This window comes from Mycobacterium sp. (genome assembly GCF_019247615.1).
GTDB lineage: Bacteria > Actinomycetota > Actinomycetes > Mycobacteriales > Mycobacteriaceae > Mycobacterium.
Window position 1 is genome coordinate 1 of record NZ_JAFBAT010000005.1, and the last position, 18,213, is coordinate 18,213.

At 65.8% G+C, this 18,213-nt stretch carries 19 protein-coding genes; 7 read left to right on the forward strand and 12 right to left on the reverse strand.

The window, feature by feature from the left end:
* Together JO059_RS00150 and JO059_RS00155 are read left to right on the forward strand one after the other, a co-directional pair.
* A partial coding sequence (locus tag JO059_RS00150) for a cytochrome P450 (protein ID WP_293313578.1) occupies positions 1 to 568 on the forward strand: 568 nt, incomplete at its 5' end.
* A complete protein-coding gene (locus tag JO059_RS00155) occupies positions 565 to 753 on the forward strand; it encodes a ferredoxin (RefSeq protein WP_293313580.1) in 189 nt (62 codons plus the stop codon). The genes JO059_RS00150 and JO059_RS00155, both read left to right, overlap by 4 nt.
* A gap of 66 nt (positions 754 to 819) precedes the next feature.
* On the opposite strand, the gene JO059_RS00160 is transcribed toward JO059_RS00155, so the two are convergent.
* The 6 genes from JO059_RS00160 to JO059_RS00185 form a co-directional block, all read right to left on the reverse strand.
* Positions 820 to 1,017: a ferredoxin gene (locus JO059_RS00160; RefSeq protein ID WP_293313653.1), complete on the reverse strand. Its 198-nt coding sequence runs from the start codon at positions 1,015 to 1,017 to the stop codon at positions 820 to 822.
* Positions 1,008 to 2,210 carry a cytochrome P450 gene (locus JO059_RS00165; RefSeq protein WP_293313583.1) on the reverse strand — a complete coding sequence of 401 codons (1,203 nt, stop codon included), beginning with the start codon at positions 2,208 to 2,210 and terminating at the stop codon, positions 1,008 to 1,010. Before JO059_RS00165 ends, JO059_RS00160 begins: the two co-directional genes overlap by 10 nt.
* Positions 2,211 to 2,340: 130 nt before the next feature.
* Positions 2,341 to 3,156 (reverse strand): NAD(P)-dependent oxidoreductase, encoded by an 816-nt coding sequence (locus tag JO059_RS00170; protein WP_293313586.1) that lies wholly within the window; start codon positions 3,154 to 3,156, stop codon positions 2,341 to 2,343.
* The gene (locus JO059_RS00175) at positions 3,153 to 4,034 is read right to left on the reverse strand and encodes an alpha/beta hydrolase (RefSeq protein ID WP_293313589.1); all 882 of its coding nucleotides are present in this window, start codon (positions 4,032 to 4,034) and stop codon (positions 3,153 to 3,155) included. Before JO059_RS00175 ends, JO059_RS00170 begins: the two co-directional genes overlap by 4 nt.
* The gene (locus JO059_RS00180; RefSeq protein ID WP_293313592.1) at positions 4,031 to 5,686 is read right to left on the reverse strand and encodes an OB-fold domain-containing protein; all 1,656 of its coding nucleotides are present in this window, start codon (positions 5,684 to 5,686) and stop codon (positions 4,031 to 4,033) included. The genes JO059_RS00175 and JO059_RS00180 overlap by 4 nt, the downstream gene beginning before the upstream one ends.
* A 107-nt stretch (positions 5,687 to 5,793) precedes the next feature.
* Positions 5,794 to 6,984 (reverse strand): helix-turn-helix domain-containing protein, encoded by a 1,191-nt coding sequence (locus tag JO059_RS00185; protein ID WP_293313595.1) that lies wholly within the window; start codon positions 6,982 to 6,984, stop codon positions 5,794 to 5,796.
* A 92-nt stretch (positions 6,985 to 7,076) separates the two neighbouring features.
* Between JO059_RS00185 and JO059_RS00190 the strand changes: the two genes are divergently transcribed.
* Together JO059_RS00190 and JO059_RS00195 are read left to right on the forward strand one after the other, a co-directional pair.
* A complete protein-coding gene (locus JO059_RS00190) occupies positions 7,077 to 8,132 on the forward strand; it encodes a ferredoxin reductase (protein WP_293313598.1) in 1,056 nt (351 codons plus the stop codon).
* Between the two features lie 19 nt (positions 8,133 to 8,151).
* Positions 8,152 to 9,294 (forward strand): acyl-CoA desaturase, encoded by a 1,143-nt coding sequence (locus JO059_RS00195; RefSeq protein ID WP_293313601.1) that lies wholly within the window; start codon positions 8,152 to 8,154, stop codon positions 9,292 to 9,294.
* A gap of 416 nt (positions 9,295 to 9,710) precedes the next feature.
* On the opposite strand, the gene JO059_RS00200 is transcribed toward JO059_RS00195, so the two are convergent.
* Both JO059_RS00200 and JO059_RS00205 read right to left on the reverse strand, forming a co-directional pair.
* Positions 9,711 to 10,007 carry a ferredoxin gene (locus tag JO059_RS00200; protein ID WP_293313656.1) on the reverse strand — a complete coding sequence of 99 codons (297 nt, stop codon included), beginning with the start codon at positions 10,005 to 10,007 and terminating at the stop codon, positions 9,711 to 9,713.
* An 8-nt stretch (positions 10,008 to 10,015) separates the two neighbouring features.
* On the reverse strand, positions 10,016 to 11,326 hold the full coding sequence (locus JO059_RS00205) for an NADH-ubiquinone oxidoreductase-F iron-sulfur binding region domain-containing protein (protein WP_293313604.1): 1,311 nt from the start codon (positions 11,324 to 11,326) through the stop codon (positions 10,016 to 10,018).
* A gap of 45 nt (positions 11,327 to 11,371) precedes the next feature.
* On the opposite strand from JO059_RS00205, the gene JO059_RS00210 reads away from it, so the two are divergent.
* A complete protein-coding gene (locus JO059_RS00210) occupies positions 11,372 to 11,845 on the forward strand; it encodes a hypothetical protein (RefSeq protein WP_293313606.1) in 474 nt (157 codons plus the stop codon).
* Positions 11,846 to 11,871: 26 nt separating this feature from the next.
* On the opposite strand, the gene JO059_RS00215 is transcribed toward JO059_RS00210, so the two are convergent.
* From JO059_RS00215 to JO059_RS00230, 4 genes are read right to left on the reverse strand one after another with little or no spacing between them, the layout of a single operon-like run.
* Entirely contained in the window at positions 11,872 to 12,738 is an 867-nt protein-coding gene (locus JO059_RS00215; RefSeq protein WP_293313608.1) for an alpha/beta hydrolase, read from the reverse strand.
* A gap of 16 nt (positions 12,739 to 12,754) precedes the next feature.
* Positions 12,755 to 13,147 (reverse strand): Rieske 2Fe-2S domain-containing protein, encoded by a 393-nt coding sequence (locus tag JO059_RS00220; RefSeq protein ID WP_293313659.1) that lies wholly within the window; start codon positions 13,145 to 13,147, stop codon positions 12,755 to 12,757.
* Positions 13,148 to 13,169: 22 nt separating this feature from the next.
* On the reverse strand, positions 13,170 to 14,315 hold the full coding sequence (locus JO059_RS00225) for an amidohydrolase family protein (protein WP_293313611.1): 1,146 nt from the start codon (positions 14,313 to 14,315) through the stop codon (positions 13,170 to 13,172).
* 35 nt (positions 14,316 to 14,350) lie between these two features.
* On the reverse strand, positions 14,351 to 15,442 hold the full coding sequence (locus JO059_RS00230; RefSeq protein ID WP_293313614.1) for an amidohydrolase family protein: 1,092 nt from the start codon (positions 15,440 to 15,442) through the stop codon (positions 14,351 to 14,353).
* Between the two features lie 436 nt (positions 15,443 to 15,878).
* On the opposite strand from JO059_RS00230, the gene JO059_RS00235 reads away from it, so the two are divergent.
* Together JO059_RS00235 and JO059_RS00240 are read left to right on the forward strand one after the other, a co-directional pair.
* Entirely contained in the window at positions 15,879 to 16,880 is a 1,002-nt protein-coding gene (locus tag JO059_RS00235; protein WP_293313617.1) for an acyl-CoA dehydrogenase family protein, read from the forward strand.
* Complete coding sequence (locus JO059_RS00240) at positions 16,864 to 18,039, forward strand: acyl-CoA dehydrogenase family protein (RefSeq protein ID WP_293313620.1); 1,176 nt, start codon at positions 16,864 to 16,866, stop codon at positions 18,037 to 18,039. The genes JO059_RS00235 and JO059_RS00240 overlap by 17 nt, the downstream gene beginning before the upstream one ends.
* Positions 18,040 to 18,213 lie beyond the last annotated feature (174 nt).

The window sequence follows — 18,213 nt, forward strand, 5'->3', positions numbered from 1 at the left end:
TGTTCCAGAAGTCGAAGACGTGGCCCGCGTCGCGAGCAACGTCTTCTCGGCGGGGCAGGAGACCACCGTGCGGCTGTTGGGGGCCGCTCTGCAGACAATCGGCGAAAGGCCGGATATGCAGGCTCAGTTGCGCAAGGACCGTAGCCTGATCCCCAACTTCATCGAGGAGGCGCTGCGCATCGAAAGTCCGGTCAAGGGCGACTTCCGGATGAACCGGGTGCCCGTCAACGTCGGCGGGGTCGACCTGCCCGCGGGCTCCACCGTCATGGTGGTGCAGGCGGCGGCCAATCGCGATCCGCGCCGGTTCGAAGATCCCGCGGCCTTCGATCCCGGCCGCAAGAACGCCCGCCAGCACATTTCGTTCGGCCGCGGAATCCACAGTTGCCCGGGCGCGCCGCTGGCGAGAGCCGAAACCCGGGTGGCGATCGAGCGGCTGTTCGACCGGACATCGGACATCAGGATCAATGAGCGCTTTCATGGTCCGGCGAGCGACCGGCGCTACCAATACGTTCCGACCTACATACTGCGCGGTCTGACCGAATTGCATCTGGAGTTCACGCCGGCATGAAAGTCGAGGTCGACGCGGATCGCTGCCGCGGTCACGGGGTGTGCGTCACGCTTTGCCCCGAGGTGTTCAGCCTGACCGACGACGGCTACGCCCAGGCGATAGCGTCCGAGGTCGCCATGGATTTGGAGGCGGCCACCCGGGAAGCCATCGAGTGCTGCCCGGAGCAGGCGATCAGCGAGACCTGACGATCGCGAACCTGTACGTGTTGTTGCGATTCGGGCTCGGTGGCCCGACCAAGTCGACGCTCGCGACTATGGAACGATCGAGATCGCCTGCCGGGGGCATTGACGGACGGCCTCGCGCACGTCCGACTCGATCTCCGGGGTGACCTCGGGCTGCAAGACGGTCAGCATGTCGTCGTCGCCGAGGTGAAAGACCTCCGGATTGATGCCCATGCAGACGCCGTTGCTTTCGCACAGACCCCAATCCACTTCGATTCTCATCGCAATACCCTCACCGGTACGTTTTTCCATCCAAGAACATTTTGCATGCGGACGCGCTGGCAACCCGCCCAGTCAACCGAAAAACGGGGCATGAAGTCGAGCAGTTTGTCAAGCGCGATGGCGCTTTCCATGCGGGCCAGCGCCGCGCCGAGGCAGCTGTGAATGCCGTAGCCGAAACCCAGGTTCTGCGCCTCAGACCGGTCCCGATCGATGTCGAACGTCTCGGGATCGGTCCACGCCTCGGGGTCGCGGTTGGCCGCGCCGTTGATGAGAAACACCGGCTTACCCGCCGGGATTGTGACGCCGTGCAACTCGAGGTCTCTCATCGAGCGGCGGACTTGGTATTGGGAGGGCGCCTCGTAGCGCAACAATTCCTCGACCGCGGCCGGGATCTTGCTGCGGTCGTCGAGCAGCTTCTGCCACTGCTCGGGGTTGCGGGCGAACACCACGGTGGCATTGCCCACGAGCTTGGTGACGGTTTCGGCGCCGGCACCGCCCAATAACGTTGCGAATCCGGCAATCTCGAGGTCATCCAACATCCTCGTGACACCATCCTCGCATTCAATCTCTGCTCTTATGAGCTTGGTGAACAGGTCGTCGCGTGGCTCCGCGCGGCGTTGGATGACGAGGTCGTAGTACAGCATCGCGGTGTTGATGTTGGCCTGCATGCCCGACTCGCCGACCTCGACCTGTCCCGGCTCTCGGGTCAGCGATTCGTCGATCCAGTGACGTATTTGCTGCGCTCGATCCTCGGGCACGCCCAGCATCGTGGTGATCACCTCGACCGGGAATGGCCCGGAAAAGTCCTGCACCGCGTCAAACCGAGCGGGGTCGACCGCGTTGAGGTACTTGTCCACCTTCTCGGTGACCATCTGCCGCTGAGATTCAATCGCGCGCGGCGTGAACACCTTGTTGAGCAGGCTGCGCATGTGGCGATGGTCAGGGGGATCCATGAAGATGATCGCCTGCGGTGGCCGTTCCCCGGATCGCACCATCGACAAGTCAATGCCGTAAGCCGAGGAGTAGGTCGCGAAATCCTTCAGGCCCGCGGCCACGTCGGCGTGCCGAGTCAGCGCGTAGAAGTCGTATTCCTCGCTGTAGTAGACCGGCGCTTCGTCCTGCATCCGTCGGTACGTCTCCCACGGGCCGTTGAAAAACTCTTCGGAAAACGGATCGAAGACAAGCTTCGATGTGGTCATCGGACACTCCTCGCTGGCGAGTTGCGGGCTGACACCGTTACAGTGGACGTCGTGACTGTAACGCTAACGGTAGCGGGTTCAGGACGGACCGGAAAGGCCAAAACGTTGGCATCGCAAACCTTCCCGGCCGTCATCGGGGTGTGCCCATCAACGCCAGGGTGGCGTCGGCCGCGTCGAGCACCGCTCCGGCGCGAGCCGCGGCCCGGTCAGCGAGTTCGACCACAAGTCGGATGTCCTTTTGCAGCAGCGTCCCCGCCAACCCGGCCAGCCGTTCCAGGCCACCGACTCCGCCGAGGGCATTGAGTGCGAAGCTGTTTCCGCTGCTGTGCGAAACCACCTCGACGAGCCGGTCGGGTGCGACGCCCAGGTCATCGGCCAGTGCCAGCGTGGTGGCCGCCATTCCGAGGTTGGCGGTGAACAGCAAGTTGTTGAGCAGTTTGGTCGTTTGGCCCGATCCCAGGTCGCCGACGTGTATGACCGGGTCGGCGTAGGTCTCCAAGACGGGGCGGCAGCGCTCGACGGCGTCGGTGTCGCCGCCGACCATCACGAGCAGACGCCCCTCCGACGCCGCCTTGCCGCCGCCGCTCACCGGCGCGTCGATCACCGAAATACCCCGATCCTCAGCATGTTTCGCGAGAGTACGGCAGGTATCGGGATGCACGGTGCTGTGCACCGCGATGACGCTGCCAGGTTTCATCGCCGAAAGCAGCCCCTGCCCGCGGTAGGCGATCTCCTCGATGTCAGCGTCGCCGACGACGCACAGGCACACCAGATCGCTGGCCGCGGCGAGTTCGACCCGTGACGCGGCCACCTTCGCCCGGGTCGCGGCGAACGGCTCGAGCGTCGCCGGCCTGCGCGCCCACAACGTCGTCTCGTAGCCGCCGTCGACGATCCGCCGCGCCATCGGTCCGCCCTGGCTGCCCAGCCCGATAAATCCGACCCTCACCCGGCCTCCAGGTCGAGGTCTCGCGCCTTCACACATTCGCCGGCGAACGCGAAGACCTTCGAGTGGTAGTCCGCGGCGGTGTAGCCGAGGCTGATGTTGTGGCCGGCCTCGGGTTGCCGGTGGATGGTGAATCGCGGGGAGCCGCCGAACATGTCCGCAATCTTGGTCAGCTCCAAAGGGTCTGTCTGCCAAACCCTTTCGTGCTCGGCAATGGTGAACTGCACCGGTACCCGGATGGCCGGGGCGAGCGCCGGAAAGTCGCGGCGGGCCCAGTTTGACACCATTTCGTCCTCGTAGGCGGGGGCTCCCGGATAAACGGTCGCCCCGGTGAGGACGTCGGGCGGATACAGCCGCTCAGGGTGCCACAGCAACTCGCGCAGGCCCGCCGGGCGCCTTTCCCGGGTGGCCGTTTTCAAGATCTCCCGGGCCGCCGGGTGATAGTGGCGCCCGGTGCCCGCCAGTTCGATGCCCAGCAGGTCGGCGCCGCGCGCGTCGGCGCCCATCCGGATCGTCAGTTCGCAGCCGCCCGAATGACCCATCACGAACATGCCTGCGCCGCGTGGCCGTTCCCCGAGGACCCTGTCCACCGCCCCGTATGCGAGGTTGACCCGCTGCTCCGGCCGGGTCATCGCCTCGGGATAGGGCGCGGAGCTGCCGTAGCCGGGCCGATCGAGCGCCACAACAGTGAATCCCGCTGCCGCGCCGCTTCGTAGCAGAGAGAAGGACGGGTGGCCCGGGCAGTCGAAATAGATCGCGGTCGTGCCTCCGCCGTGGATGGCGACGATCACCGCCTTGGGTTCGGGAGCCTCGGCGACCAGAGCGGACATCGGCACGCGGTCGACGATCACCACTCGGGGCCGCGGAGCCGGCGCACTCACGTGCCGGCCCGCAACAACAGGACCCCGCTGGGGGTCAGGCCGCCGCTGCTGACCACGCCGACGCGGGCAGCGGCGACCTGGCGGTCGCCGGCCTCGCCGCGCAGTTGACTGATCGCCTCGTGCAGCAGGCCCATGCCGTGGGTGCGGCCGTGCGAGAGTTGCCCGCCGTGCGTGTTGAGCGGCAGCTGGCCATCGCGCGCGATGGCCTTGCCGCCGTCGAGGAATTCTTTGGCTTCTCCGATCCCGCAGAAGCCGAGCGCTTCGATCCAGGACAGGCAGTTCATGGTGAACCCGTCGTACAGTTCGGCGACGTCCACATCGGCGGGTCGCAGCGAGGTCCGCGTCCACACGTGGGCCGCTTGGCCCAGCACCTGCGGTTCGTGGGTCAAGGTGCTCTGGTCCCAGTCGATGCGTTCGATGATCTGCGTGCCCACCGCCTCCACCAGGACGGGCGGCTTCGCCAGGTCGCGTGCCGCGTCGGCGGCGGAGACGATGACGGCTATTGCTGCATCGCAGGGCACGTCGCAGTCGTACAAGCCGAAGGGCGTAGTGATGGGCCGCGCGGTGAGATAGTCGTCCATCGTCATCGGCGACCGGTAGACGGCAGTCGGGTTCAGCTCGGCGTTGGCGCGCTGATTCAATGCGATCCAGCCCAGGGTCTCTTTAGTGGTGCCGTAACGGTGGAAGTGCCGCTGCGCGTTCATCGCCAGCGTGTGGGCCGCCGACGTGGCGCCGAACGGGAACTGCCAACTGGCGGTGCGGCCCATGGATGGGGCGATCTTGCCCCGCTTCATCAGCTCGTTGTAGGTGGCTTCCCACAGCGTCCGGAAGCACAAAACGTGGCGTGCCAGGCCGCACGCGACCGCGAGCATCGCGGCGATCACCGATCCGCCCGGCCCGAAGGTTTCTATGCCGCCGTTGTGCCAGGTCGGCCGGATTCCCAGGGCCGCCTCCAAGGCGGTGATGCCGCCCTCGCCGAAGCCACCGAGGTTGCCGCCGCCGGGATAGGTTGACAGACCGTCGATCTCGGCGAAGGTCAGTCCGGCATCGGCGATCGCCGCCTCGCACGCTTGCACGGTGAGCGACAGCGGCGGCTGCATCAACCGACGCCCGATGGGCGACATGCCGATCCCGGTGAGCGCTACCCTGTCCTCGAACTTCTCCGTCGTCAGCATCGGCCGGACGTGCTCACCGAAGCGCTCCGGCGCAATCTCGTCATCCGGCAGCGGAGCGGCCGGGCCGTCCGCGGACGGTCGAAACAGCGGCAGCCACACGTCCTCGATCTGCTCAAAGACCACCTCCACGCGTTGGCCGAGCTCGAGTTCATCGGGATCGCAGTCAATGATGTTGGTGGTCAGCCTTATTCGGGGGTCTTCGGTGATCGCCACCTGGGCGACCACGTACGGCGCCGGCAGGCCGGGCACGCTGAACCGGTGATTCACCGTGAATCCGGCCAGCGTGGCGCTGCCCGACACGGCCCGCACGCCCATGTCACGCGAACGGCAGTACCGGCAGACCGGGGCGGGCGGATGGATCAGCGATTCGCAGGCGTTGCATTGCTGCACTCGCAGGGTGCCGTCGGCTCCGGAGGTCCAGAAGAACTCGTTGTCGGCCGTGATCAGGGGCAACGGACGTCCCGGTGCTGCTGTCACGTCACCTCCGGCTGGCGGTCGGGCGCGGTCCCGGTTGGTCACCCCGATAGGCCCGTTATGCGAATCGGAGAATCACGTTATCACTTCCGAGCAGGCACGATCTAGGGTCAGCCGACGCCGGATGGGCCGCCGGTTGCCAGCGCGATCGTCATCTCCATGAGGGCGTTGGGTTCCCGGAGACTGTCGCCGTACAGCTCGTGCAACTGCCCCAGCCGGTAGCGAACGGTCTGCGGATGCACGAACAAGGCGTCCGCGATCGCGTCGCGGCGGCCCTGATGCAAAAGCCATGTCCGAAGCGTTTCGACGAGTTTTTCGCGAGCGCGCGGCCGCAGGTGCCGCATGGGCGCGAGGACCCGGTCACGCAAATCCGCCAGCGCTTCAGGGTCGGCCCCGACCACGAGGTCTGCCAGCCGGTCATCGGTGTCGAGCGCCGGGTCGGAATGATCGCCGAGCTCAAGGGCGCGCAGAACCCGGTGCACCGACGCCCGGACACCCACCCACGGCCGCGCCGGGCCGATCACCGTGCCGGGTGTCGCCATCGAATCGACGAAAGCGGATCGGGCTCCGCCACCGACGTCGGGGACGAGCAGCATCGTGATCGGGCGCGGCAGTGGCTCGACGGCGTCCTCGGGTACCTCCAGCGTTCGCGGATCGAGACCGGCGGCGATGCCGCCCTCCCGGCCGCGGTTCACGGCAATCGCCGTCAGGGTCAGCGGTGGCGGCCACGCGGCCCGCTCGGCGGTCGTCTCGAGGTCCTCGATCGACGCCCCCGCGAGAAGTTGGCGGACCAGCCTTTCCCGGTGTCGTTGTTGAGCCAGGCCCGTTTTGGCCAGCTCGTCGGCGTGACCGGCGACACTGAGGGCGGACAGCCGGTCGATGTACGCGAAGACGAGTTCCGCGAAGACACCGAGCGTCTCGGCCGCGACGTGGTGCGACACCGCCACCGCGCTCAGCTCGCGCCACGCGGTTCGGGCGCCCACGCGGTAGGCGGCGAGCAACACGTCCGTAGAGCGCCCTTGCCGTGCCTCACCTTGCCCCAGGGTGTATGCGCCGTCGAGGGCCGGTTTGACGCTCGGGGAGCTATCCGGGTCTGCGCCCTCTGCGGTCAGGCGAAGAAATCCGGCGAGTGCCTGTTCGACGGCGGCTTCGATCGTGCGTCCCATCCGACCGCTGAACGCGTCGGCGTAACTGGGCACCTCGGTCACGACCGCGGCCACGGTGTGCTCCGCCACCGAGGTCAGGGAGCTCCACATGGCGGCGAGCGTCGGTTCCGAAAGTTGCAGCCGGCTTGCACTCATACGACAAAACTATCTCTTACTAACAAAAAATGCTCATATTTTCACCCGTATAGGTCGAGAATCCGCCTCCTCGGACAGTCACGATGGATACCATGCCGACAACGCTCAATACGGTCGCCCGCCTGCTCACCACGCCGCTGGTCCCGCAGGACTTCATCGATCTGGTCAATCCCCTGGCCAGCGGCACCGACCTGCGCGGGCGCATCGAGGCGATCAAGCCCGAAACCGCGTCCGGAACCAGTGCCACTCTGCGGATCCGGCTGGGCCGCGGCTGGGGCGGCCACCGTGCGGGCCAGTACGTGCGCCTGGGAATCGACATCGACGGGGTGCGCCAATGGCGGACCTACTCGATCACATCGTCACCGCGACAGACCTCACACATCACGGTCACGGTCACGGCAATCCCCGGCGGTCTGGTCTCCAACTACCTGGTGCGTGAGGCGACCGTCGGTACCCTCGTCCACCTCGACCAGGCCGCCGGTGAGTTCATGCTGCCCGCCCGCCTGCCCGACAAGCTGCTGTTCGTCACCGCCGGCAGCGGCATCACACCGGTCATGGGCATGCTCCGTGCGCACGCGGAGACGCTCGGCGACGTGGTGCTTGTGCACAGCGCGCGCAGCCCCGATGACGTCGTCTTCGGTCAAGAGCTCCGGGCGCTCGCCCGCGACGGGGCGATCCGGCTGATCGAACACCACACCATCGGGCGCCCGCGGCTGACCGCTCGGGAGCTGACTGAGGTGGTACCCGATTGGAGGCGGCGCGACGCCTGGGCGTGCGGCCCGGGCGGCTTACTCGATGACCTTGAAAACCAGTACACGGCAGCGGGATTGGAGACCAAATTGCGCACCGAGCGGTTCCGCGCCGCCGCGGTTTCGACGGGTGACGGTGGCCCGGTGAGCTTCACCCGCTCCGGTGTTACCGCCGAAACAGCCACTGGTGCAACGCTTCTCGAGGCTGGCGAAGAGGCCGGCGTGCTCATGCCCTCCGGCTGCCGGATGGGCGTCTGCTTCGGTTGCGTGGTTCCCTTGCGCAGGGGGGTTGTGCGCGACGTGCGCAACGGTGACCTCACCTCAGCCAATCCCGGCGATGGCGTGTTGGTGCAGACCTGTATCTCCGCCGCTGCCGGACCGTGCCAACTCGATATCTGACTTATCCGAAGGACATTCAATGACCACGATTCAGAACAAACCCGTCAGTCCCATCGACCACCTGTCTGTCGAAGACATCGAAGACCTCGGCAAGGAACTGGACGCGATCCGCCAACAGGTGCTCGACACCCGAGGCGCACCTGACGCGACGTACATCCGCCGCGTCATCGCCGGCCAGCGCACGTTGGAGGCGTCGAGCCGAATCGTGCTGCTGTTTTCCCTCTTCCCGCCGGCTTGGCTCGCCGGCACGGCCGGTCTTTCGGTCGCCAAGATCCTCGAAAACATGGAGATCGGCCATAACGTGCTGCACGGGCAGTGGGACTGGATGCGCGATCCGAAGATTCACTCCACGACGTGGGAGTGGGACAACGCTTCTCCGGCCGAGCAGTGGAAGCACGCACACAACCAGGAGCACCACACCTACACCAACGTGATCGGCAAGGACGGTGACCTGGGCTACGGCATCATGCGGGTCGACGAGGAACAGCCGTGGCACCCGTTTCATCTCGGCCAGCCGCTGTGGAACCTGATCAACGCCTTCATGTTCCAGTACGGCATCGCCGCATACGACCTCAAACTCGGCAAAAACCTCAAAAGCAAAGAGCGCCGGAACGATCCGCAATTCCGGACACGGGTGAAGGCGACCTTACGCAAGGTGCGCACGCATGCCACCCGCGACTACCTCGTCCATCCGCTGCTGTCCGGGCCGAGCGCGCTGCCCACGTTCGCGGCCAATCTCACGGCCAACGTCGTGCGAAACCTGTGGACGCACTCGGTGATCATGTGCGGGCACTTCCCCGAAGGTGTCGAAACCTTCGCGTACGACAGCATCGACGGCGAAACGCGTGGACAGTGGTATCTGCGTCAGATGCTCGGCTCGGCCAACATCAGCGGCAGCCGTTTCATGCACCTGATGACCGGCAACCTGTCGTTTCAGATCGAGCATCACTTGTTCCCCGACCTGCCGTCCAACCGGTATCAGGAAATCGCCCCGCAGGTGAGCGCGGTTTTCGAAAAGTACGAGCTCACTTACGCATCCGGCTCGCTGGTTCGCCAGGTCGCATCCGCGTGGCATAAGGTCATCCGGTTGTCGCTGCCCAATAGCGGCAAGGTGAGTTCTGTGGGCGCAACTGAACGCTCTGTTGCCGCTGTGGCGAGCTGATTATGTCCCGGTGTCAGAGCGGCACCCAAACCCCGCCTACGACAATGCCCCAACGCTGAAATCCGTCACTCCAAACCGGGTCCGTTCGTGCCCACGATGGTGTTGGAGGAGGCGGGGGGACGTCCGGCGGTGCATATGCGGGCGCGTATGGCGGGGGAGCCCGATACCAGTCCGGCGGCGTCGGCGGCAGTTGGCACACGTTGGTCACCGGATTCCAGGACATGTTGGGACCGCACTCGGCCGAACTGACTCCCGGCGGCGCAGCGATCGCCGCCACCACCGGCACGAACGCGACCGCGACAACGCCGGCCAGACGACGATCGAACCACCTCATCGCAGGCCTCCCCGAGGGACAGTCGGAGACAAATTGCTGTTTTCAGCTTATGCCCGCGCGGCCGCCGCAACCAGAGGGCGGCTCAGCGGGTGAAACCCCACTCGGCTTCGTTCGCCTCGACTTTAAGGTGCGCGGCGGGATCCTCGTCGCCGCCGGCGTGCGGCGGCACGTCGTCGGGACGACGTTCGTCCATCTCCATGATGGCGTGCACGGGGCAATCCATCAGCGCGCGCATGACGGCGTCGCGGTCGGCAGCAGCAACGGTCCCATCCCCGATCACGCACGCGTAGCCCCAGTCGTCGAGCGAGAAGTAGGCGGGCGCGTGCTTGGCGCAGATGCCGAAACCGTCGCAGAGCGTGCGATCGAGATGGATTCTCATGCCGTCGTTCACGCGTACACCTGCGCCTCCGCCTCGTAGGGCCGCCGGGCACGGAACACGTGGCTAGTGCAGGTCTCGCAAGCGTTGGCGAGATGGCGCGCCACAGCCTCCGGAAACTGGTCGAGCAGAGTTGCCGCCACGTTGGTCGCGGCGTCCAGCGTGGCGCAGGCTCCGCGGCGGCGCAACACCACCGACCAGCGCCGCAACCGGTCGAGGTCCTCTTGGGTGGCAACACCGTCGCGCAGCGCGCCGGCGACGGCAGCCATCGCCGCGGTGCCGTTGAAACACGAGCCGCACTGCCCGGCGTTTTCGCGGTCGAAGTAGGCCAGCACGGACGCGGCGACCGCGGTGGGACACTCGTCGGTGATCACCGCGATCGCACCGCATCCGAGCCCGCTGCCGAGGCCGCGCAGCGCCTCATGGTCCAGCGCGGCTTCCAGCACGGCCCGACCGAGCAGCCCGGCGAAATAGCCGCCCAGCAGCGCACCCTGGACCGTTTCGGACGAAATACCATGCAGCGCAAGGAGTTCACGGAACGGCAAGCCGTGCGGGACTTCGTAAAGACCCGGTGGACCGCCGCCGCCGGTGAGGGTCACCAGGAGGGTCCCGGGGGAGGACGGCGTGCCGAGCGAGCGGAATGCCGCAGAGCCGTGCCGCTGCAGGAACGGCAGGTTGGCCAAAGTCTCGACATTGCTCACCAGGGTGGGCAGGCCGCCGACGCCCTGCTGGAAGGGCCGGGGCGGCTTGTCCGTCGGCTTGACCGGGCCGCCGTTGATCGCGCGGGTGACCGCGGTTTCCTCGCCGGCGATGTAGCCCGGTTCGACTTCGAACAGCTCAATCGTGAGGTTTCCGAACGCGTGTTCCGTTAACGCGTTTTCCACGCTGCGGGCGGATTCCGCGTCGGAGACATACACGTAGGCGCGGTCGGCCGCTACCACCGCCGCGGCCAGTCGCAGGCCGTCAAGCACCAGGTGTGGCCGGTGCCGCAGCAGCCAGCGATCCTTGATCGACGCCGGTTCGCCCTCCTCGCCGTTGGCGACGACCACGCAGCCGCCCGCCCGGCGACCGTTATCACGGACGGCACGCAGCTTCACCGCGAGCGGGAAGGCCGCGCCGCCGCGGCCCTGCAGCCCTCCACGTTCGACTTCGTCGAGCAATTCGTCGGGGTGTGCAAGGGCCCGGTAACCGCCGAGCGCCCGGTAGGTCTCGTGATTTTCCCGCGACTCACCGGGTCGGTCACCCAGCAGTCGCGACGGACACCCGGGCCAGGTGGCGACGCTGATTGCCGGCGCGGCGCTGGTTGCGGGCCTGGATTGCATGGCTAGCTCTCCACGGAATTAGTTGTCGCGGTTAATCTTGCGCTCATGCGAACGGCTGTGGTGCGCGTGAACGTCGACCCCTGCGGTGCGCTCACGACTGCTCGGCTAACCGAGGGCATGACCGCCCTCCTCGGGGTCGCCGACGAGGCCGGCGCAAAGGTTGTCGAGAACGATCTCGCGTCCATGCCGACCGGGCGGCGCGAGGTGGAGTTGCTCATCACCGGTGACGATGTCGACTCCGTGAAGCGCACCGGAACAGGCTTGTGCGCCAAGGCCTTCGCGACCGATCCAGTAGCCGGCGTGGTCACCTTCATCAGCAGGGGAACCGACGACGACGCGCGTGGCGTGCTGTCCGCGTTCGGGCTCACCGGCGAGATAGTCCGGTCGCCCGGCGAGGACGGCTTCGACATCGTCCACGTGACGCTGCGGGAGGCCGACCTCGAGCGCATCCCGGAGAGCCGGATCCACACCGCGCTGGAGGCATCGCTCAACTGTGAGGTTCACATCCGCACTGTGTAGCGCACCGTCTATCGCACTGTGAGACATCACGAGCCCAGGAATTCGAGGATTGCCGGTGCCGCGAGCACCCAGGTGTCGAACATGTTGAAGTGCTGCACGCGTCCCGCCGCGCGCTCTTCGGAGGCACGCTCCCACGCGTCCTCCGGCCATGGCGGATCAATCAGCTTCGACCCCTTGATCAGGCAGCTGACTTCCAGCGAAGTACGCTTGGGATGATCCCAGTCGTTTTCACCGCCGCGGATGATCAATGTGGGAACCTTGATGCGGTCGAACATCTCGTCCTCGACACCGGGAATCGTCTGGCCGGGCTTGGAGACGAACGCGTTGAGCCAGCGCAGCATCACCTTCAGGAATTCATCCTTGTCGAACGCGAGGAATCGCTGTTTGTTGTTCGGGTTTTCCTCGATGCGTTCGCGCCATTCGGAAACCTTGATCACACCGTCCATTCCGGTGCCGCGCGCCGCGAGAATGCTGGGAACGATGTAGAAGGAGCCGAGCACGAACGTGCCGTAGATGCCGCCGACGATGTTCCACACCACGAGCCTCTCGACCAGTTCGGGGTAGAGCATGGTGGTAAGCATCGAATCCCTCGCGCCGCCGGATCCCCCGGCGAGGATGCACCGCTGCACACCGAGCGCACCGAGCAGGCCGCGCAGGGTCTCGGCCCGCATGTGTGACTCGCTTTGCCCGTAGAACTGCACGTCCGAGGCGCCGCAATTGGGCCGGTCCCACAGCAACACCCGGTAGCCGCCGTCGACCAGCGCCTCGGCCAGCGGGCGCAGGCCGGGAATTTCCTTGCTGAATCGCCCACCGGGCGTCAGGGCGATGAGATCTCCTGTGTCCCCGAGAATCTCGTAGACAACGTTTCCGCCGTTCACCTCGATAGCAGGCACCGATGCTCCCGTACCGTCACGCCATCACCAGGACGTCATTGCCAACCACTCGCACCGGATAGGTGCGGATGCTCCACTCGGGCTTGACCGCGGTTGTGCCGGTCGCCAACTCGAAACCCCATTGATGCCAAGGGCAATAGATGTACTCCAGATCGCGCACCATGATCGCGTCGCCCGCGGCGGTTTCGTCGACGATGGTCCGTCCCCGGGCGCGCCCGGAGCATAGCGGTCCGCCTTGGTGCGGACAGTAATTCGCGATGGCGTAGAAGGTTCCTTTGACGTTGTAGACACCGACACCGTGGCGTCCAATGGGTACCAGTTTGTGTCTGCCCGGGGGGATTTCGTCCACGGTCGCGACGACGTGCTCACGGCCCTGCGCGAGGCGGGGTTGGGGCTGCGTGCCGGCCAGCCCTTCGTTTTCAGGCCTCAATTCAGAGCACCCGGACCTGGCCCTCGAGGACCGGCACGGTGTCCGGAAGGTGGTAGGTCGCGATGCCGTTCTTGTACATCACTGCTTCCCGGGCCGCTTTGGGAAGGTGCTTGACCAACCAACGCGGGTCGTCGAACGTCCAGTGCGGATAATCCGAGGAGTACAACAGGATCTTGTCGCACTCCATCCACTCCATGGCGCGCGTCAACTCGGTCTTGTCCTCCGGGTAGTCCAGCGGCTGCGTGGTGAACTTGATGTGCTCCTTGACGTACTCCGACGGCTTGCGCTTGATCTCCACGCGTGACTTGCGCGCCTCGTAGATCGCGTCCATGCGCCACATCAACGGCAGGATCCAGCTGAATGCGTGCTCGACGAACACGATGCGCAGGGTCGGGAACCGGTCGAAGACACCGTCGAAGATCAGGCTCATCACCTGGTTGGCGGCCAGCAGCGAGTACGTCACCATGAAATCGTGGTTGTAGCTGGGGAAGCCGACCGGCGGCGTCGGCAGCATCTCGTAGTTGCTGCGCGACAGGTGACAACTCACCACGATGTCGTGCTTGGTGGCCGCCGCCCAAATGGGGTCGTATTTCGGATGGCCCCATGATGGGCGCGGCTCGGCCTTGATCAGAATCTGCGCCATGTACGGGTGTGCTGCCCACTTCTCGATCTCCCGGGCCGCCCCCTCGGGATCCTCGACCGCCGCGCAGATCGAACCGCGCCAGCGCTGGTGCCAGTTGTTGTGGCTGTCGAGCCAGTGGTTGGCCTGCCAGTCGTTCAGCGCGCTGGAGAACGCCTGGTGGGCTTCGGCCAGTCGCGGGGTACGCGCCCCGGGCTCGAGGATGGCGATGTCGGAGCCGGCTTCCATGATCAGCTGGCGAAACGCCATGTCCGGGTCGCTGCCCGGGAATTCGCCGTCGGGCGGGAAGGTGTCCGCGCGCATCGCGAAGCTGTGGGCGTAGTCGGGAGCGTCGTAGTAGATCAGCTCGCCCACCTTGTGTTCCAAAAAGAATTTGCTGCGCCAGGGCTCCGGGATGTACTGGGTAAGCTCGCCACGTTTGGGTACCGGATGGACGTCCGAGTCGACACACCGGACGGCTATCCGCTCGGCGGCGGGAACACGTTCGTGCATGTGGGTCAGCGTCATCTCTGTCTCCTCAGTCCCTCGTCCATATTCTGCGACTAGCCCGCCGCGAGGTCGACCGAAATGTCGATCCCGTACAGGTCGGCCGCGTTGCGCCAGCACACCTTCGCGCGTTGTTCGGCAGACAGCGCCTTGGGCAGCTTCGTGATGTCGCCACACTGCCAGTGCGGATAGCTGGAGCCGAACATCACCATGTCGTCCTTGCCGGTGAAGCCGAACCATTCACCGGCGAACTCGGCGTCGCCCGGACCATCGAGGGCGCCCTGGACGAAGTACACGTGCCCGGGGAGGTAATCGCTGGGAATCCGCGGCGCCCACGGCGTCTGTTCCAGGTGCGGCCGGCCGAACGTGTCCATTCGCCAGATGAACGGGGTCAGAAAGTCCGCGGCCCCGTCGGCCCACACGAACTTCAGCGTCGGGAAGCGCTCGAACACGCCCTCGGCGATCATGTTCATCAGGTGATAGAGGTAGTTCAGCGCCATGAAGCTGACGTATTGCTCGTAGGTCAGGGTGTGCCCGGACGGCGTCGGCGGGAAGCCGATGCCCTCGCCCGATTCGATGTGCACCGCGACCGGAAGATTCGCCTCGGCGGCGGCCTCCCACAGCGGCCAGAACTGCGGTTTGCCATAAAGCTCGCGTGACTGGAGCGGCACGCCTACCTGGACCACTCGCCGGTGGTCCCGCCATTTTCCGATCTCGCGCACGGCGCCGGCGATGTCGTCGGGGTTGACCCGGATCGTGCCGCGGAAGCGCTCGCCGAAAGCGGGGGAGTCAAGCCAGCGCGCAACCATCATCTCGTTGTGGGCGGCATGCAAAGCGGTGCCCAGGTGCCGGTCGGGCATGATGCCGCGTCCCATCGGGTGCAGGACCGCCACGTCGACGCCGCGCCTCGAAAATAGCTCCGCGGCAACGAATTCCGGATCCGAGCCCGGATACTGACGGTCCGGGCCCTGGGTGTTCGGCGCGTACTCGCCGCCGGGCGCGCCGTACCAATCCATTTCGTAGTCGGGGAATCCGCGGCTCTTGAACGGCTCGCGCAGGAAGGAGCGCAAGTCGTTGTTCGACGGAAAGAAGATGTGCACGCTGGCGTCAATCACCGGCGTTCGGGTTCCGTCAGCATGCTCGATCACGAAAGCCATCCTTCGGCTCGCGGGGCGCAAGCGAGCCAGGCCGGGTCAACTGATAGATAACCTAACATTCTCCCGGACCGCCGATCAATGGATTTCCGGTAAGCGTTTCGATTAGTCATCGGCCCTGGTAGCTATCGATATCTCGTCACTCAGGCGAGTCACGCTCTTGAATGACGATAATATCATTCTCGCATATGCGGCCTGCCGAGCGGCGCCTCACGGCGGGTCCCCCGCGGCGGAGAGCTGGGAGTTCGCCGAATTCGTCGACCTCGACCGCCGGGAGGTGAGCCGGCCGGCGCTTTCCTCTCCGTCATCGGGGATTTGTCCCGCCCACGTTTTCCGCAAGTAGTCAGCACATAATCCGAATTCGAGATTATTACTTCCGCGTTCCGAGAATGGTATTCTCACTGGGCGTTGACGACAGGAGGCGGCCCCGATGCTGTTGGAGTTCGATGCCGATCAGCGGCTGTGGCAGAGCACGGTGCGCGACGTCGTCGCCAAGCAGTGTCCGCCCACGCTAGTGCGCGGCGTGGCCGAGGACGGCGCCGACTTGTGGAAGGCCGTGTGGAAGGCGTATGTGGACCAAGGCTGGACCGAGCTCAACGACCCGGCGAGCGCGGTGGAATTGGCGATCGTGCTGGAAGAACTGGGGCACGCGGCCGACCCCACGCCGTTTCTGGCGACGATGAGCCAGTTCGCGCCATTGGCGGCCGAATCGTTCGACCCGCACGAGTCGGGCACCGCCATCTACAACGGGATTGCCGCGCACCGGGACGCCGAGGGCTGGGTGCTCGACGGTACGGCGCGCCACGTACTGGACGGCGATCGGGTCGACCGGTTGGCGGTGGTGACCGATGCGGGGGTGTTCATCGTCGCGGCCAACCAAGTCACCTCGCGCCGATCGGATGTGTTCGACCTCGTCCTGCACGTCGCCGATCTCTCGTTCGCCGAGGTCCGCGTCGCCGACACTGCCCGCTTGCGGGCCGACCCGGAACGCGCACGACATCTTGCGTTGACGGGCATGGCAATCACGACGGTCGGGGCGTGCCAGCGCATCCTCGACCTCGTTCTCGATCACGTCCGAAACCGGCAGCAATTCGGCGTGCCGATCGGCTCATTCCAGGCCGTCCAGCACAAGGCCGTCGACATCCATGTCGCGGTGGAACGGGCCCGTGCGTTGGCTTACTTCGCCGCCTTGACGATCTCGGCCGACGATCCCCGCCGGCGGCTGGCCGCCTCGATGGCAAAGGCGTCGGCGGGGGAGTGCCAGTCGCTGGTATTCCGGCACGGCTTACAGCTTTTCGGTGCGATGGGATTTACCTGGGAGAACGACCTGCAGTTCGCGCTCAAGCGCGCCAAGGCCGGTGAGTTGATGCTCGGTGGCGCCGCGGAGCATCGGGCACGAATCGCGGAGGAGTACCGTGCAGCTGACTTTTGATCCCGACGTCGAGGCCTTTCGGGACGAGTTTAGGGTGTTCCTCGACGAAAACCTTCCTGCCGCCAGCGAAACGCTGGAACGCCCCCGGTCGGTGTCCCATATGCCGCAGTGGGCACGCCGCTGGCAGCGACTGCTGTTCGACAACGGCTGGCTACTGCCAGGTCAACCGCCCGAATTCGGCGGACGCAACGCAACGGTCGTCCAGCAGTTCGTTCATCTCGAGGAACTGTGCCGGCGGCGCATTTACCACAGCTTCAATCCGCAAGGCGTGAACATCGTTGCGGCGTCGCTGTTGTCGTTCGGAAGCGACGAGCAGAAGCGGCGTTGGGCGGTTCCGATTCTGCGCGCCGAGATCACCGCTTCGCTGGGCATGAGCGAGCCCAGCGCCGGGTCCGATCTGGCCGCGCTGCGCACCCGGGCGGTGCTCGACGGCGACCACTTCGTGGTCGACGGCCAGAAAGTCTGGACGTCGGGGGCCCATGACGCCGACGTGCTGCTGACCTTCGTCCGGACGAATCCGGATGCGCCGAAGCACAAGGGAATCAGTGCATTACTCATCCCGACCGCGACGCCGGGAGTGGTGCGTCGCCCATTTCCGTCGATCTGTGCGGTCGACGATCTGGACTTCAACGAGGTGTTCTTCACCGGCGTGCGCGTCCCGGTGCAGAACCTGGTCGGCGGGCTCGACCTGGGATGGTCGGTCGCCAACGGATCGCTTGGGCACGAGCGCACGATGATGTGGCTGGGTTTCGCCGATCGAATGGACAATCTGATCGCCGATTGGCGCCCGTCCACGGAGTTGGAACGCGACCAGTACGCGACCACGATCATGGACAAACACGCACTGCGCCTGCTGGGTTCGGTGGCGTTGGCTCGCGCCGCGCGCGGGGAAGACGATGTGGCCGCGATCTCCGTGCTGAAGTTGTTCGGCTCGGAAGCCGAGCTGCGCGGGTTCGAAAACGCGCTGCACAGCGCGGGACCCGAAGGTCTGGTCCACCCCGGGCAGACGGGCCCTTATGCGCACATGAACCTGGACCATTATTTCGGCAGCTGGTTCGAGCGTTACGCGAGAAGCTTTGCCGGCACGATCGCCGGGGGGACCTCAGAAATTCAGCGCAACATCATTGCCCAGCGAGTACTGGGCCTGCCTCGCGGCTAGTTACACGAGCAGGGCGAAACGGCCACCCCTGGCTGAGGATCGCCAGCCGCAGAGCAACTGCAACCTCCCCCGGAGGCCCGGGTGTGTCTATCGGCCCGTCGTCTCGCGGCGATGAATCATCTTGGGAGACAAGGTGTTCTGCGACGACCGCTGCCGGTGACGCACCGCCTCGCC

Bases quoted from the DNA above. Each gene is read 5' to 3' on its own strand.
- JO059_RS00155 (WP_293313580.1), top strand. From the start codon at position 565: ATGAAAGTCGAGGTCGACGCGGATCGCTGCCGCGGTCACGGGGTGTGC.
- JO059_RS00165 (WP_293313583.1), bottom strand. From the start codon at position 2,210: ATGACCACATCGAAGCTTGTCTTCGATCCGTTTTCCGAAGAGTTTTTC.
- JO059_RS00185 (WP_293313595.1), bottom strand. From the start codon at position 6,984: ATGAGTGCAAGCCGGCTGCAACTTTCGGAACCGACGCTCGCCGCCATG.
- JO059_RS00190 (WP_293313598.1), top strand. From the start codon at position 7,077: ATGCCGACAACGCTCAATACGGTCGCCCGCCTGCTCACCACGCCGCTG.
- JO059_RS00195 (WP_293313601.1), top strand. From the start codon at position 8,152: ATGACCACGATTCAGAACAAACCCGTCAGTCCCATCGACCACCTGTCT.
- JO059_RS00200 (WP_293313656.1), bottom strand. From the start codon at position 10,007: ATGAGAATCCATCTCGATCGCACGCTCTGCGACGGTTTCGGCATCTGC.
- JO059_RS00205 (WP_293313604.1), bottom strand. From the start codon at position 11,326: ATGCAATCCAGGCCCGCAACCAGCGCCGCGCCGGCAATCAGCGTCGCC.
- JO059_RS00210 (WP_293313606.1), top strand. From the start codon at position 11,372: ATGCGAACGGCTGTGGTGCGCGTGAACGTCGACCCCTGCGGTGCGCTC.
- JO059_RS00225 (WP_293313611.1), bottom strand. From the start codon at position 14,315: ATGACGCTGACCCACATGCACGAACGTGTTCCCGCCGCCGAGCGGATA.
- JO059_RS00235 (WP_293313617.1), top strand. From the start codon at position 15,879: ATGCTGTTGGAGTTCGATGCCGATCAGCGGCTGTGGCAGAGCACGGTG.